The sequence below is a fragment of the Rhodococcus sp. IEGM 1306 genome (assembly GCF_036541985.1).
Lineage (GTDB): Bacteria > Actinomycetota > Actinomycetes > Mycobacteriales > Mycobacteriaceae > Rhodococcus_F > Rhodococcus_F qingshengii.
Map to the genome: position 1 here is coordinate 470,989 of NZ_JAZHFF010000001.1, position 14,597 is coordinate 485,585.

Below are 14,597 nucleotides of genomic sequence, written 5' to 3' on the forward strand. Positions count from 1 at the left end.
GAGTCCAGGGGGTCCCTAAGCGCGCACAGGGGCTTGCCCCTGCTACCAGATCTTCACACGCTTCTCCGGCTCCAAATACAGTGCGTCACCGGGCTTGACGTCGAACTCCTCGTGGAACGTGTCGAGGTTGCGGACGACGCCGTTGCACCGGAACTCCGGCGGCGAGTGCGGGTCGACGGCCAGACGGCGAAGCGCTTCGGCCTCACGGGCCTTCGTGCGCCATACCTGCGCCCACCCGAAGAACACGCGCTGCAAGCCGGTGAGTCCGTCGATGACCGGAGGTTCGGTACCTTCGGTCGCGATCTTGTACGCCGCGATCGCGATCGACAGCCCGCCGAGGTCGCCGATGTTCTCGCCGATCGTGAACTCGCCGTTGACGTGGTGGCCCGGCAGTTCCTTGGGCTCGAACTCGTTGTACTGCTCGATGAGAGCCTTTGTGCGCTTGCCGAATTCGCTGCGGTCCTCGTCGGTCCACCAGTCGACCATGTTGCCGTCGCCGTCGTACTTGGCGCCCTGATCGTCGAATCCGTGACCGATCTCGTGGCCGATGACGGCGCCGATGCCGCCGTAGTTGGCAGCGTCGTCGGCTGCCGCGTCGAAGAACGGCGGCTGGAGAATGGCTGCGGGGAAGACGATTTCGTTCATGCCCGGGTTGTAGTAGGCGTTGACGGTCTGCGGTGTCATGAACCACTCGTCACGGTCGACGGGGCCGCCCAGCTTGGCCAGGTCACGGTCGTACTCGGCGGCGTATCCGCGACGGTAGTTGCCCACCAGGTCGGTTGCCGAGATCTCGAGTCCGGCGTAGTCGCGCCACTTGTCGGGGTAACCGATCTTCGGGGTGAACTTCTCGAGCTTGGCCAATGCAGCCTCACGAGTCTGCGGGCTCATCCACTCGAGGTCGGAGATGTTGCGGCGGTACGCCTCCTGCAGGTTTGCGACCAGTTCCAGCATGCGGGTCTTCGCCTCTGCGGGGAAGTGTCGATCGACGTAGAGCTTGCCGACGGCCTCGCCGAGCAGATCCTGGACCAGGCTTACCCCGCGCTTCCAGCGCTCACGGTTCTCTTCGGTCCCGGACAGTGTGGTGCCGTAGAAAGCGAAAGTCTCGTCGACCAGGGCCGAATGCAGGTAAGGGGAGCGGGCATGAAGCACCTTCCACGCCGCCCATGCCTTCCAGTCGTCCAGTGACTCCGACGCCCAGAGTGCGGTGAAGGTGTGCAGGAATTCGGGCTGGCGGACCACGATCTCGGCGAACTTCTCCGAATCGGCGCCGAGACCGGACAGCCATGCCGCCCAGTCCAAACCGGGGTTCTGCTCGGTCAGTTCCTCGAAGCCCACCAGGTTGTAACTCAAATCTGCGTCACGACGCTTGACGACGTCCCAATGCCCGGCCGCGATCTTCTTCTCGAGCTCGAACACACGCTGGGCGTCGTAGCCGACGCCGGCGAGGGTGAACATCTTGTCGATGTGCGCGACGTACTTCTCGCGGATCTCCGCGTAGTTGTCCTCGCGGTAGTACGACTCGTCGGGGAGGCTGATTCCCGACTGGCTGAAGTGGATCAGGTACCGCTCGGAGTTCTTGGCATCGGTGTCGACGTAATGCGAGATGGCACCGCCGACGCCGACGCGCTGGTGGCGTCCGATCACGGTGGCCAGCGACGACCGGTCCGGCGCATCGGCGACGGCGTCGAGCTCGTCGTCGATGGGGCCGAGGCCTGCGGCCTCCACGGCGTCGGCGTCCATGAAACTCGAGTACAGGTCGCCGATGCGCTGTGCATCGGTACCGGCGGCCGAGTTGGACTCCGCGGCTTCGGTGATGATGGTCTGTACGTCTTCTTCGGCCTTGTCGTAGAGCGTCCGGAAGGCCCCGTCGACTGCGCGGTCTGCCGGAATCTCGTATTCGGCGAGCCATTTTCCGTTGACGTGGACGAACAGATCGTCCTGCGCCCGTGTGTCGCCGTCGAGGTGGGTGAGGTCGATGCCTGAGCGATGAGCCGTGGTCATTTCTCCATCCTTACACGATCATGACGAACTGCTCGGTGTGTGCGCGATCGCTCCACGCCGAGTTCATCTCTTGTGCTGGGCAACGTCGGTATGGCATGGCACGATCGAATACGTGACCAGCAGACCTGCCGCAGATCCGCACCTGCAGGACCTCGCGCGACTACGACGTGTGCGAGACCGTATCGACCGGGAGTACGCGCGGCCTCTGGACGTGGAGGCGCTCGCGCGGGGAGTGAACATGTCTGCGGGGCATCTCAGTCGCCAATTCCGTCAGGCATACGGAGAACCGCCGTACGCCTACCTGATGACCAGGCGAATCGAGCGAGCGATGGCGTTACTGCGGCGCGGAGACCTCAGTGTCACGGACGTCTGCTTCGAGGTCGGTTGCAGCTCTCTCGGCACTTTCAGCAGCAAGTTCACCGAATTGGTGGGGGTTCCGCCCAGTGTCTATCGGCGCGAGGCCGAGCAGTCGACGGCAGGAATGCCGTCCTGCGTGTCCAAACAAGTCACCAGACCGATCAGGAATCGAGAAGCGCAGACCGCGCAGCCGCAATTAACGTGATCGCCATGGACATCACCATTCACTCGAGTTTCCTTCCGCAGGACGACCCTGAAGCCGCCCTGAACTTCTATCGCGACACGCTCGGCTTCGAGGTTCGCAACGACGTCGGCTACGACGGGATGCGTTGGATCACGGTGGGGCCGCCCGGCCAGCCCGGCACCTCCATCGTGCTGCATCCGCCGGCCGTCGATCCCGGAATCACCGACGAGGAGCGCCGCACCATCATCGAGATGATGGCCAAGGGCACCTACGGCGGACTTCTCCTGGCCACCAAAGATCTGGACGACACGTTCGAGCGGCTTCAGGCCGGCGACATCGACGTCGTCCAGGAACCGACCGAGCAGCCGTACGGCGTTCGCGATTGCGCCGTCCGGGACCCAGCGGGAAACCTGATCCGTATTCAAGAACTGCGCTGAGCCCGTCAACTGCGCTGAGACCGTCGGCGATCGACTGACAGATGGAGACACGATGACTGCCTTGCACACCGCAGACAGCCACGATTTGATCCGCGTGCAAGGCGCGAGGGTGAACAACCTCGAAGACATCAGTGTCGAGATCCCGAAGCGGAGGCTGACGGTATTCACCGGCGTCTCCGGTTCGGGGAAGAGTTCGCTGGTGTTCAGTACGATCGCCGCGGAATCGCAGCGGATGATCAACGAGACCTACAGCGCTTTCGTTCAAGGATTCATGCCGACGCTCGCGCGGCCGGACGTCGATGTTCTCGACGGCCTGACCACCGCGATCATCGTCGATCAGCAGCGGATGGGAGTCGACCCGCGCTCGACCGTCGGAACCGCCACCGACGCCAACGCGATGCTCCGCATCCTGTTCAGCCGTCTCGGAAAGCCTCACATCGGTTCGCCTCAGGCGTTTTCGTTCAACGTGGCCTCGATCTCCGGAGCAGGCGCGGTCACGATGGAACGCGGCGGACGTCAGACGAAAGAGCGTCGCAGCTTCAAGATCACCGGCGGCATGTGTCCGCGGTGTGAGGGACGAGGGGCGGTCAACGATTTCGATCTGACCGCGTTGTACGACGACACCAAGTCGCTCAACGAGAGTGCGATCACGGTCCCCGGCTACAGCATGGAGGGTTGGTACGGCCGGATCTACCGCGGCTGCGGTTTCTTCGATCCCGACAAGCCGATCAAGAAGTACACCAAGAAGGAACTGAACGATCTGCTCTACAAAGAGCCGACCAAGATCAAGGTCGAAGGCATCAACCTGACGTACACGGGTCTGATTCCGCAGATTCAGAAGTCGTTCCTGGCCAAGGACGTCGACGCGATGCAGCCCCACATCCGGGCGTTCGTCGAGCGGGCGATCACGTTCACCACCTGCCCCGAATGCGACGGGACGCGACTGAGCGAGGGGGCGCGGTCGTCGAAGATCAAGGGCGTCAACATCGCCGACGCCTGCTCGATGCAGATCAGCGATCTCGCGGAATGGGTCAGCGGACTGAAGGAGCCTTCGGTCGCGCCGTTGCTCACGACGCTCGGTGAAACGCTCGACTCGTTCGTGGAGATCGGACTCGGCTACCTCAGTCTCGATCGGCCGTCGGGAACCCTCTCCGGCGGTGAAGCTCAGCGCACCAAGATGATTCGTCACCTGGGTTCCTCGCTCACCGACATCACGTATGTTTTCGACGAGCCCACCACCGGCCTGCATCCGCACGACATCGCGAGGATGAACGACCTACTGCTGCGCCTGCGGGACAAGGGCAACACCGTGCTCGTGGTCGAGCACAAGCCGGAGACGATCGTGATCGCCGACCACATCGTCGACCTCGGTCCGGGTGCGGGTAGCGCCGGCGGAAACGTCTGCTTCGAGGGCACCGTCGACGGTTTGCGTGCCAGCGACACCGTAACCGGCCGTCACTTCGACGACCGGGCCGCAATCAAAGAGACCGTGCGGGAGTCCACCGGAGCAATCGAGATTCGTGGAGCGAACTCACACAACCTGCAGGACGTCGACGTCGACGTACCGCTCGGCGTCCTGGTCGTGGTCACCGGTGTCGCCGGGTCGGGCAAGAGTTCGCTGATCCACGGCTCGCTCGCGAAACGCGAAGACGTGGTGTCGGTCGATCAGAGCGCGATCCGCGGCTCGCGTCGGAGCAACCCGGCGACGTACACGGGGCTGCTCGACCCGATTCGCAAGGCATTCGCCAAGGCCAACGGCGTGAAGCCGGCGCTCTTCAGTGCCAACTCCGAGGGCGCCTGCCCGACGTGCAACGGCAACGGCGTCATCTACAGCGACCTGGCGATGATGGCCGGCGTTGCCACTCTCTGCGAGGAGTGCGAGGGCAAGCGCTTCCAAGCCGAGGTACTCGAATACAAATTCGGTGGCAAGGACATCAACGAGGTTCTCACGATGTCGGTGGCCGAGGCCGAGGAGTTCTTCGGCGACGGTGAGGCCAAGACCCTCGCTGCGCACAAGATCCTCGTCCGACTGGTCGACGTGGGGCTCGGATACCTCACGATCGGCCAGCCGTTGACGACGCTGTCGGGCGGTGAGCGTCAGCGCATCAAGCTGGCAACCCACCTGGGTGAGAAGGGCGGCGTGTACGTCCTCGACGAGCCGACCACCGGACTGCACCTGGCCGACGTCGAGCAGTTGCTCGGCCTGCTCGATCGACTCGTCGATTCCGGTAAGTCCGTTATCGTCATCGAGCACCACCAGGCCGTGATGGCGCACGCCGACTGGATCATCGACCTCGGCCCTGGAGCCGGTCACGACGGCGGTCGGATCGTCTTCGAAGGCACTCCCGAGGAGCTCGTCGCCGACGGCTCCACACTCACCGGAAAGCACCTCGCGGCATACGTCGGCAGCTGACCACCGGGCTCCTACCTCAGGCGTCGATACCCAGGTTGATGACGGCGAGGTAGGACCCGTCCGACTGCTTTTCGACGGTCATGAGGCCGGTGTCGTCGTAGATGCCGTCACTGGCGTTGTTCGTGTTGTTCTCACGACCGGTGTGCTCGCTGTACGGGGACTGCGAGTACACCTCGTCGAGAAGGGTCTCGTCGAAGAAGGTCTGCGACGTGAGGACCGTCTTCTTGTCGATGTGAACCTTGACGTGGATGTGGGTGGTGCGGCCCATGTACCAGCCGGGAAAGATCGTGGTGAACTGCGCGATGCCGTTTGCATCGGTGGTCTGGGCGCCGCGCAGGTAGGTGCCGTCGTCGGTGGTGGTGGCTTCGGTGTCGCCGACGCTGTACGAACCGTCGGAGGTCTCACCGGACCCTCCCATGCCGCCGCCCATTCCGCCGGGGGCGCCTGACGGTGGTTCGCCCATTCCGCCGGCCGGGGGAGTTCCGCCACCGCCGCCGCCGTTGGCGCTCAGCGAACCGGATTCGAAGCCGGAGTACACGCCGCCGGCGTCGCAGTGCCAGATCTCGACGACGGCGTTACTGACCGCGCCGATGCTGCCGTCGACGTTGCACTGGCTGTTGTCCTGCACGCGCATCGCAACCTGCAGCGTGGTGCCCGGACGGTCCTCGCGGATGTCGCCGCGAATGGAGTCGACGTCGAACCAGTAGGGACCCTGCGTCTCTTCCTTGCTCATGACACACTGCGGTGCTTTGGCCAGAAGTGCGGTGACAGCGTCGCCGGACGTGGCCGCGGCGGAAGTGCCGGAAGTGGTTGTCGTCGACGCAGCCGCAGCCGAAGTCGTCGTGGCGGTGCCACTGTTGCCGGAGCACGCTGCGATGAGCCCGCCGAGACTGATGGTTCCGCCGAGGGCGAGAGCCCGCCGACGGCTCACGCGCAGCCTGCTCGCTTCGATGTCTTTGTTCACGCCGCTGTACCTCCATTGTGTGGGCTGTTGTCTCAATGGTGGACGGGCGACCTGGTGCGGAACTGGTTATCCGCTGTGAACTTGCTGGGAGAGCATCTGAATGCTCGAAGTGGCCCGCACATAGACCTGTCCGCCGGCGTCGACGATGCGAGTTTCGATCAGCGCGAGCCTGCGCCCGGCACGAATCACGGAGGCCTCGGCGCGCAAGACCGGCCCGCCGATGTCGGGTGAGCGCAGGAAGTCGATCTTGTGGTCGAGGACGCGATAGTCCTGGTCGACGCGGGTCAGGGTCTGGGCAGACAGGCCAGTGATGGCGTCGACTGCCGAGATGAGGACACCGCCCTGAACGGCGCCCAACGGGTTGGCCATCCAGGCCACGGGTGCGAACTCACCGACGACGGAACCCGGGGTCACGTCGACGACAGCAAGATCGAGGAGACCGGCGAGTGGACCGCGTTCGAGTTTGCCGTCGCGGATTCCTTCGACGACGTCGGACCCGGACAACCCGCTCAGGTTGCTTGTCTTCTCCGGCGTCGGGACGGGCAGCGGCTCGCCCTCCACGTAGTCGTCGATTCCCACGACGGGGGGACGCGAGACCACCATGGCGCGACCGGCCATCACTGCCAGAAGGGTGCCGTTCTCGTCGCGAAGTTGCCCGGATGCGAGTCCGACGCCGTCGTCGAGATGCACGAGTGTTCCGGTGGCACCGACGTCCGCGATGTCGGGGATGTCGGCGCCCGCACTGACCGTGACCTGCGCGAGCACGGACTGATGGCCCGAGGTCAGTCCCGAGTACACCGCGCCACCCATGGCACCGTCGATCATGACTCCGATGGAACCGAGCACGGTCTTGCCACGGTGATCGTGGAATCGCTCGCCGACGGCCTGCGCGAAGGCCAGGTCCCCGGGCTCGACCGAAACGGCGCGCACACCCATCAATGTGTTGAGTGGGTCAAGCTTCTTGACGGGCGCGGCGGAGTTGTCGATGCTCATCTGTCGAGTATCTCCAGCGCGCCGAGTCCTGCCGAGACCGGGTCTCAACCACCGATACGTGAATGCATCTCCCAGACGAGGACTTCGGCCCCGGCGTCGGAGGTCAGCTGCTGGCCACCCGAATCGCTCAACCGGACAGCATCGCCTTCGTACAGTGTGCCGACGCCCTCCATCTCGGCAGTGCCCTGCGCGACGAAGACGTGCAGGAACCGTGCGCCCGGAAGATTCACGGAGGTGCCCGGCAGAATGCGTGCGACATGCATGGCGGCGTTCTTGTTGTTGATGCGAATCGCCGAATGATCCTTGTAGCGCTCCATCCCGGAGGCAACCGGGATCAGACCGCCGCGCAGCAGTTCGTCGTCGATCTCGAGCTGTTCGTAACCGGGGGTCAGTCCACCTTCGTCCGGTACCACCCACATCTGGATGAAATGCACGGGGTCGGAATGCTGTTCGCCGCCGATACGCCACGAATCGTTCTTCTCACTGTGCATGATTCCGGTACCGGCGCTCATGCGCTGGGCGAGTCCCGGATAGATGACGCCGGTGTGGCCGATGGAATCCTGGTGCACGAGCGAACCGCGAAGCACCCAGGTCACGATTTCCATGTCCTTGTGCGGATGGGTGTCGAAACCGGTTCCCGCCAGTACGGTGTCGTCGTTGTTGACGAGCAGCAATCCGTGATGCGTGTTGTCCGGATCGTAGTGCTGTCCGAACGAGAACGAATGTTTCGAATCCAGCCAGGAGACGCGGGATTTCAAGCGATCGCCGGAGCGGTGCACATCGATGTGCGGTGTCGTCCGTGGGGCCTGTGCTCGACCAGATGCCATGGCTCCTCCTTCTGTACCACCGGGATCCACCACAATCGGGATCCGCCACTACCGGCATCCACCCTACGACGAACCTGCTGTGTAGTCCGAACATTGGGCGTACTCGGTGGTGTCGTCAGTTCGTCGACGCGTGCATCTCCCACACGAGTACCTCCGCATCGCCGATTCCCTCGACTCGTTGACCGCCAGTATCCTTGAGTCGCAACGAATCTCCCGGACCGAGCAATCCGACTCCCTCGACGTCGACAGTGCCACCGGCGATGAAGCCGTGCACGTACGGCGCATCCGGGAGAGATACCGACCCACCGGTCTCGAGGCGAGCAACATGCAGTGCCGCATGTTTGTTGTGCAAGCTGATCGCGCTGTGGTCGCGATGCGCGGGCATCCCCGACGCCAGGGTGATCAGGCCACCGCCGTCGAGTTCGGAGTTGATGTCGAGTTCCTGATAGCTCGGAGTCACTCCGGATTCGTCCGGGGGTATCCACATCTGGACGAGGTGAACGGGCTCGGTGACACGCGAGCCGTCGGCCCGGAAGCGATCGTTGCGCTCGGAGTGCAGGATTCCGGTACCGGCGCTCATTCTCTGCGCGAGTCCGCGATGGATGACCCCGGAGTGCCCAGCGGAATCCTGGTGAACCAGAGATCCGCTGAGCACCCACGTCACGATCTCGGTGTCGCGGTGCTGATGAGTGTCGAAACCGTAGTCGGCTTCGATGATGTCGTCGTTGTTCACCAACAGAAGTCCGTGCGCGTACGCGGCGTGATCGAAGTTTCCGGCGAAGGGGAAACTGTGACGCGCCGTGAGCCAGCCGTAGTTGAGATGCGCACGTTCGTCAGCTCGCTGGACGACTACCGACGACATGTCAGCTCAGCGTCTCGTGTGCCGCCGGGATGGATCCCAGGCGTCCGGCCTGGAAGTCCTCGAAGGCCTGCATGACCTCGGACTTGGTGTTCATGACGAACGGCCCGGCCATCGCGATGGGCTCACGAATCGGTTTGCCGCCGAGGATGAATACCTCGAGAGATTCGGTCCGTGAATCCTGGCGATCGGAAGCGGCGACGGTGATGGAGTCACCGCGTCCGAAGACAGCTGTCTGTCCAACACGAATGGGCCGACGCTCGGCCCCGACCGTGCCTTCGCCGGCGAGCACGTAGACGATCGCGTTGAACTCGGGGTTCCACGGAAGCGTCAGGCTCGCACCCGGGGCCACAGTCGTGTGGGAGAGCGCGATCGGTGTGTACGTCGAACCAGGTCCGGCGTGGCCGGCGATGTCTCCGGCGATGACGCGTACCAAGGCTCCGCCGTCCGGCGAGGAAAGCAGGGCCACCTTGTTACCGGTGATGTCCTGGTACCGCGGAGATGCCATCTTGTTGTCGCGAGGCAGGTTGACCCACAGTTGGACGCCGTGGAAAAGGCCGCCGCTGAGGACGAGGTGCTCCGGCGGAGTTTCGATGTGGAGGATGCCGCCACCCGCGGTCATCCACTGGGTGTCGCCGCCGCCGATAATGCCACCGCCACCGTTGGAGTCCTGGTGCTCCATGATGCCGTCGATCATGTAGGTCACGGTTTCGAAGCCGCGGTGCGGGTGCCACGGTGTGCCCTTGGGTTCTCCGGGTGCGTAGTTGACCTCGCCCATCTGGTCCATGTGGATGAAGGGATCGAGGGCGGAGAGGTCGATGCCGGCGAAGGCGCGGTGAACGGGAAAGCCTTCACCTTCGTATCCGACCGGTGCGGTGGTGATGCTCTTGACGGGGCGGTCGACTGCTGACTCTGCCGGCTCGTCGAGACGGGGCAGGGCCAAGATGTTCTCGACTGTCACAGCAGGCATGTCGTACTCCTTGTATCCGTGAAGCTGATGTCAGGTAGTTGATTGTTCAACTATCTCATTCGGAGTCAACAAAGTCGAGCCCCGGGTATTCCCGGGGCTCGACTGGTGTTCGGATCAGTGCAACATGCTGCCGAGGGCTTTTGCCGCTGCCATGACCTCGGCGCCCAGCGCTGCTTGGTCCTCGGAGTCGAAGACGGAAATTCCGAGGCTGGAGATGGCGTCGCGGCGTCGGCCGGGGATCACCGCTGAGATTCCCAGGACGGACGGGATGACCTCGCCGACGGTCACTGCGTAGCCGCGTGCGCGTGCCGCCGTCACTTCCTCTCGTTCCCCGCTCGTCGGCGGGAGTGAGGCAAGGATGGAAAGCCCGGCGGAGCCGCGGTCGATCGGATCGACCTGCCCTGGATGAAACGCGACGTGAACCTTGGCGCTGCGCGGTTCGACCACCATCAGCGCGCGCACTTCGGTATCACTCTCGCGGACCACCAGGTGCGCTGTCGCCTCGGTGGCCTCGGCAAGTTCTTGAAGTATCGGGCGAGCGAGAGTGCGCAAATCCTGTTCCACCGGTTCGGCGAGGGTGACCAGGCCGGCGCCGAGAGTGACGCGCTTGAAGGAGTCCTTGCGGCACAGGTGATGAGCCTCGAGCGTGCGGATCAACCGATGTGCGACAGTCCGGTGGACTCCCACTCCGTCGGCAATGTCCGTGACTGACAAACCGTGCGGATAGGACGTCAGGAGTTCCAAGATCTCGAGTCCGTGGTGCAGCGTTTTCGACATGCTCGAGTCCACTTGAACTGCGCTTTTGCGCGGTCGGTGTTCCTCGCTCAGCTCTGACATCAAATCCCCTTCTTGACGTTTGTGAGGTATGCCACCTACGCTTTGAACATATCGCACAGTGTGTGCGATTATCGCACACTTTACGGAGCTGCACAACCTTCGGGTGGATGCAGCACAGCGTGTTCGGAGAGAACCTTCATGAGCAACTACAGCGTCGTGGCAACGGAGGATGTTGCCGCAATCCACCAGCTGTACGGCCACCAGAGTCATTGCATAGACTCTGGGCGCCAGCAGGATTGGGCGCAGACATTCACCGATGGCGGTGAGTTTCATTCCCCCAGTTATCCGGAACCCGTGGTCGGTTTCGACGACCTTGCGGCTTTTGCTGCTCGCTTCTTCGCTGCGGCGGAAGCCGCCGACGAAGTGCATCGCCACGTTCTGACCAACCTCGTCGTCGAGGCGGTGGACGAGAGTGCTCTCACAGTGCACGGGTACCTGCAGATCGTTGCCACCGCTCGCGGCGGAGACTCGCGACTGGTGCGGATGACAACTGTCACAGATCACGTGGTTCGGGTCGGTGAGGAGTGGAAGATCGCCCGCCGCACCGTTTCTCGCGACGACGCGCCCCGAGCGTCCGAACAAGCTTGAAGTACCGAAATGATTCTTGCACAACAATATTCAGTAGGAGAAGTACATCATGACCGAAAGCTCTGACCAGACGAACCCGGGCCGTACCGTTGTGACGCAGATGTCGGCGGTGTACCCGGAGTTGGCAGGCAAGGTCGCAGTGGTGACCGGCGCGGCTCAGGGTATGGGTGCGACGTTCGCCGAAGGACTGGCAACGCGCGGCGTACATGTCGTCGGCGCCGACATCAACGAAGAGCAGATGCTCGCCACGGCCGCACGAATCAACACGGACCTCGAATCGAATGCACTGGCGGACAACCCGGGTCGCGTCGTCGGAGCTCGGGTCGACGTCACCAAGCCCGACGAGCATGAATTGCTTGCGCAGTTGGCGTTGAAGGAGTTCGGCCGGGTTGATTTCTGGATCAACAATGCGGGTATCTTCCCGTTTGCGCTGGCCGAGGAGATCACCCCGGAGCAGATCGGCGCAACGCTGAGTGTCAATGTCGAGGGAGTGCTCTACGGTGCTCAGGCGGCGGCACGTCACCTCGGTCCCGGCGGCGCCATCGTCAACATGTCTTCGGTGTCTGCGCTGCGTGTGCGGAAGGGGAGAGGCGCATACTGCACGTCGAAAGCTGCCGTTGCGCACCTCACGGAGTCTCTCGCAGTGGAGTTCGGCGACAAGGGTATTCGGGTCAACTCCATTGCACCCGGCTACATCGACACGGCGATGACGAAGTGGGTCCAGGAAGATCCGATCGCGCTCGCGAACGCACTCGACGCGGTACCACTGCATCGTCTGGGCTCGCCCGAAGAGGTCTTCGGCCCGCTGCTGTTCCTGCTCTCGGACAGCGCGCGTTACGTCACCGGGCACAGCATTGCGGTGGACGGTGGTTCGCGGCATGTCTGAGTCCACGACATATCCCGGCGTCGTTCTCGTTACCGGCGGTGCTGCCGGGATGGGGGCGCATCACGCGCGCACTCTCGCCGCGCGCGGTTCGCATGTCTGCATTGCCGATATTTCGGATTCATCCGGCGTGGTCGACGACATCGTCGCCGCAGGCGGATCGGCATCCGCTCATATTCTCGACGTCACCGATGCCGAGGCCTGGGACCGGGTTGTCGACGAAATTCGCACCACCCGTGGGGAACTCGGCGGACTGGTCAACAATGCCGGTATCTCGCGTCGGCTCGAATTCATGGACACCCCGAACGACATCTGGGAGCTGACCATGAAGATCAACCTCTTCGGCCCGTTCTACGGTATGAAGGCGGTGGCGCCGCTGATGCGCGAGAGTGGTGGCGGATCGATCGTCAACATCTCGTCCATCGCCGGTCAGATCGGATACTTCTCTCCGGCTTACTCGTCGAGCAAGTGGGGTCTGACCGGTCTGTCGAAGTCGGCCGCAGGCAACTTCGCGCAGTGGGGGATTCGCGTCAACTCGGTGCACCCGGGACTGGTCGGTACGGCGCTGCTCGGCGGCGCGAACGACTTCGTCGCCGCGTCACTGAAGTCGGTTCCCTTCGGACGCATGGGAACTCTCGACGAGATCACCGAAGCAGTGCTGTTCCTGCTCTCGAACAGTTCCACCTACACCACCGGTACGGAACTCACTGTCGACGGCGGGTTGGTGTCGAACGGTCTTTACCACCGCATCATCGCGGAGACTGGAGAACTTTCATGACCGAACACTGGGACGTCGTTGTCATCGGTGGCGGCGGAGCAGGTCTCGCCGCTGCGGTGTCGGCAGCTGAAGAAGGCGCATCCGTTCTGCTGTTCGAATCCGAAACCGAACTCGGTGGATCCACCGCGCTGTCGGCCGGTATCTTCACGGCCGCCGGAACGAGCGTGCAGGCCGGCCTCGGAGTCGACGACTCGGCAGAGAAGTTCTTCCAGCACTACATGGACCTCAACCAGTGGATGCTCTCACCCGGATTGATTCGTGCATTCTGCGAAAACGCCGGTCCGACACTGGAATGGCTCATCGGACTCGGCGTCGAGATTCCCGCGGCGATCTCAGGTAACGCTCACCAGCCGGGACTCGCCCAAGCCGGCGTCGAGGACGTCTGGCGCGGCCACGTGCCCAAGGATCAGGGATACGGACTGATTCAGGTGCTGGACAAGGCTCGTCGTAAGCACGGGATCGAGGTCATCTTCGGAACACGGGTGCAGAAGCTGATCGAGGAAGACGGTCGGGTTGTCGGCGTTGTCGCCGACGACATCGAGGTGCCTGCGGGCGCCGTCGTTGTTGCCTCCGGTGGATTCGCGCAAGATCCGGGTTTGGTGGAACGCCACTTCCCGGACGCGAACAAGGCCGGAGAGGCCTTGTTCGTCGTCGCAGCCGAGGGGAGCCGCGGAGACCATCTTCGTTTTGCCGAAGACCTCGGTGCTTCCCTGGCGGGCGACGGCTGGGGTCTGATGCTGCCCACCGTCTACTTCCAGCGATTCCACCACTGGCAGGCCGGCTTTCCGCCGAAGTCGCGGATCTACGTCAACCAGGACGGCCGTCGTTTCATGGACGAGGACAGCTCGTACGCGGTCTCGACCGGCATCATCGACCATCAGGGTGGATACGGTTGGATGATCTTCGACGAGAACGCTCGCGTGAATCTGGCTCCAGGATATGCGGATTGGAATCCCGAACGCATCGAGGAAGAAGTTGCCGCCGGTGGCACGATTCGTGCGGACACGATCGAAGACCTCGCAGTGGCTACGGGTGTTCCGGTTGCGACGTTGGCGCAAACCCTGCGTCGATGGAACGACCAACTGCCCAGCGGTCACGACGACGACTTCCTCCGCCATCGCACGTTGCGGAACAAGGGTGCCGTCGGCAATCCGGATCCTATTGCGACAGCTCCGTTCTATGCCGCGAAAATCCTTCCGGCAGAGCTCGTCTGTACGCATGCGGGAATGGAGATCAACACCGATGCGGCCGTGCTCGGCAGCACCGGAGTACCTATCGAGGGTCTGTACGCCGCAGGTGAGGCCGGCGCCGGAATCCTCGGACTGAGATACGTGGGCGGCGGCAATGCGGTTGCCAACGCTTTGACCATGGGCCGCGTAGCGGGACGTAATGCGGCGAATTACACCAGGACCAGCGCTGAGAGCGCACCGGTCCATTCCATCGCGCACTCCTGACGTCCGACGTCTGCGCGGCACCGAATCCAGTCAGTATCCAATCCAGGCAGGG

14 protein-coding genes are annotated in these 14,597 nt (G+C 63.3%); 7 read left to right on the forward strand and 7 right to left on the reverse strand.

Going from position 1 to position 14,597, the window contains the following annotated elements; translation table 11 throughout:
- Positions 1 to 42: 42 nt before the first annotated feature.
- Positions 43 to 2,001 (reverse strand): M13 family metallopeptidase, encoded by a 1,959-nt coding sequence (locus V3587_RS02370; protein ID WP_007731407.1) that lies wholly within the window; start codon positions 1,999 to 2,001, stop codon positions 43 to 45.
- Between the two features lie 112 nt (positions 2,002 to 2,113).
- Between V3587_RS02370 and V3587_RS02375 the strand changes: the two genes are divergently transcribed.
- The 3 genes from V3587_RS02375 to V3587_RS02385 are packed head-to-tail and all read left to right on the forward strand — an operon-like array spanning position 2,114 to position 5,392.
- Positions 2,114 to 2,563: a helix-turn-helix transcriptional regulator gene (locus V3587_RS02375; protein ID WP_030535180.1), complete on the forward strand. Its 450-nt coding sequence runs from the start codon at positions 2,114 to 2,116 to the stop codon at positions 2,561 to 2,563.
- 5 nt (positions 2,564 to 2,568) lie between these two features.
- Positions 2,569 to 2,979 (forward strand): VOC family protein, encoded by a 411-nt coding sequence (locus V3587_RS02380; protein WP_003940539.1) that lies wholly within the window; start codon positions 2,569 to 2,571, stop codon positions 2,977 to 2,979.
- A gap of 52 nt (positions 2,980 to 3,031) precedes the next feature.
- Entirely contained in the window at positions 3,032 to 5,392 is a 2,361-nt protein-coding gene (locus V3587_RS02385; protein WP_007731409.1) for an ATP-binding cassette domain-containing protein, read from the forward strand.
- A 16-nt stretch (positions 5,393 to 5,408) separates the two neighbouring features.
- On the opposite strand, the gene V3587_RS02390 is transcribed toward V3587_RS02385, so the two are convergent.
- The 6 genes from V3587_RS02390 to V3587_RS02415 all read right to left on the reverse strand — a co-directional run bounded on the left by V3587_RS02390 (position 5,409) and on the right by V3587_RS02415 (position 10,842).
- A complete protein-coding gene (locus tag V3587_RS02390; protein WP_283376071.1) occupies positions 5,409 to 6,356 on the reverse strand; it encodes an intradiol ring-cleavage dioxygenase in 948 nt (315 codons plus the stop codon).
- A gap of 66 nt (positions 6,357 to 6,422) precedes the next feature.
- On the reverse strand, positions 6,423 to 7,349 hold the full coding sequence (locus tag V3587_RS02395) for a PaaI family thioesterase (protein WP_064443751.1): 927 nt from the start codon (positions 7,347 to 7,349) through the stop codon (positions 6,423 to 6,425).
- Between the two features lie 44 nt (positions 7,350 to 7,393).
- Positions 7,394 to 8,176 carry a pirin family protein gene (locus V3587_RS02400; RefSeq protein ID WP_003940511.1) on the reverse strand — a complete coding sequence of 261 codons (783 nt, stop codon included), beginning with the start codon at positions 8,174 to 8,176 and terminating at the stop codon, positions 7,394 to 7,396.
- A gap of 115 nt (positions 8,177 to 8,291) precedes the next feature.
- Positions 8,292 to 9,038, reverse strand: a complete 747-nt coding sequence (locus V3587_RS02405) for a pirin family protein (RefSeq protein ID WP_283376072.1) — start codon at positions 9,036 to 9,038, stop codon at positions 8,292 to 8,294.
- 1 nt (position 9,039) lies between these two features.
- Complete coding sequence (locus V3587_RS02410) at positions 9,040 to 10,005, reverse strand: pirin family protein (RefSeq protein ID WP_007731415.1); 966 nt, start codon at positions 10,003 to 10,005, stop codon at positions 9,040 to 9,042.
- A 114-nt stretch (positions 10,006 to 10,119) separates the two neighbouring features.
- Positions 10,120 to 10,842, reverse strand: a complete 723-nt coding sequence (locus V3587_RS02415; protein WP_283376073.1) for an IclR family transcriptional regulator — start codon at positions 10,840 to 10,842, stop codon at positions 10,120 to 10,122.
- A gap of 138 nt (positions 10,843 to 10,980) precedes the next feature.
- Between V3587_RS02415 and V3587_RS02420 the strand changes: the two genes are divergently transcribed.
- The 4 genes from V3587_RS02420 to V3587_RS02435 are packed head-to-tail and all read left to right on the forward strand — an operon-like array spanning position 10,981 to position 14,545.
- The gene (locus V3587_RS02420; RefSeq protein WP_007731417.1) at positions 10,981 to 11,430 is read left to right on the forward strand and encodes a nuclear transport factor 2 family protein; all 450 of its coding nucleotides are present in this window, start codon (positions 10,981 to 10,983) and stop codon (positions 11,428 to 11,430) included.
- A 49-nt stretch (positions 11,431 to 11,479) separates the two neighbouring features.
- Positions 11,480 to 12,316: an SDR family NAD(P)-dependent oxidoreductase gene (locus V3587_RS02425; RefSeq protein WP_064113425.1), complete on the forward strand. Its 837-nt coding sequence runs from the start codon at positions 11,480 to 11,482 to the stop codon at positions 12,314 to 12,316.
- Positions 12,309 to 13,091, forward strand: coding sequence for an SDR family NAD(P)-dependent oxidoreductase (locus V3587_RS02430; RefSeq protein WP_064443754.1), 783 nt, complete (start codon positions 12,309 to 12,311; stop codon positions 13,089 to 13,091). Before V3587_RS02425 ends, V3587_RS02430 begins: the two co-directional genes overlap by 8 nt.
- A complete protein-coding gene (locus V3587_RS02435) occupies positions 13,088 to 14,545 on the forward strand; it encodes an FAD-dependent oxidoreductase (protein WP_003940616.1) in 1,458 nt (485 codons plus the stop codon). The genes V3587_RS02430 and V3587_RS02435 overlap by 4 nt, the downstream gene beginning before the upstream one ends.
- The last annotated feature ends 52 nt before the right edge of the window (positions 14,546 to 14,597 follow it).

What these genes read in the sequence shown, in the direction of transcription:
- V3587_RS02370 (WP_007731407.1), bottom strand. Translation starts at nt 2,001, where the DNA reads ATGACCACGGCTCATCGCTCAGGCATCGACCTCACCCACCTCGACGGC.
- V3587_RS02380 (WP_003940539.1), top strand. Translation starts at nt 2,569, where the DNA reads ATGGACATCACCATTCACTCGAGTTTCCTTCCGCAGGACGACCCTGAA.
- V3587_RS02385 (WP_007731409.1), top strand. Translation starts at nt 3,032, where the DNA reads ATGACTGCCTTGCACACCGCAGACAGCCACGATTTGATCCGCGTGCAA.
- V3587_RS02395 (WP_064443751.1), bottom strand. Translation starts at nt 7,349, where the DNA reads ATGAGCATCGACAACTCCGCCGCGCCCGTCAAGAAGCTTGACCCACTC.
- V3587_RS02400 (WP_003940511.1), bottom strand. Translation starts at nt 8,176, where the DNA reads ATGGCATCTGGTCGAGCACAGGCCCCACGGACGACACCGCACATCGAT.
- V3587_RS02405 (WP_283376072.1), bottom strand. Translation starts at nt 9,038, where the DNA reads ATGTCGTCGGTAGTCGTCCAGCGAGCTGACGAACGTGCGCATCTCAAC.
- V3587_RS02410 (WP_007731415.1), bottom strand. Translation starts at nt 10,005, where the DNA reads ATGCCTGCTGTGACAGTCGAGAACATCTTGGCCCTGCCCCGTCTCGAC.
- V3587_RS02415 (WP_283376073.1), bottom strand. Translation starts at nt 10,842, where the DNA reads ATGTCAGAGCTGAGCGAGGAACACCGACCGCGCAAAAGCGCAGTTCAA.
- V3587_RS02420 (WP_007731417.1), top strand. Translation starts at nt 10,981, where the DNA reads ATGAGCAACTACAGCGTCGTGGCAACGGAGGATGTTGCCGCAATCCAC.
- V3587_RS02425 (WP_064113425.1), top strand. Translation starts at nt 11,480, where the DNA reads ATGACCGAAAGCTCTGACCAGACGAACCCGGGCCGTACCGTTGTGACG.
- V3587_RS02430 (WP_064443754.1), top strand. Translation starts at nt 12,309, where the DNA reads ATGTCTGAGTCCACGACATATCCCGGCGTCGTTCTCGTTACCGGCGGT.
- V3587_RS02435 (WP_003940616.1), top strand. Translation starts at nt 13,088, where the DNA reads ATGACCGAACACTGGGACGTCGTTGTCATCGGTGGCGGCGGAGCAGGT.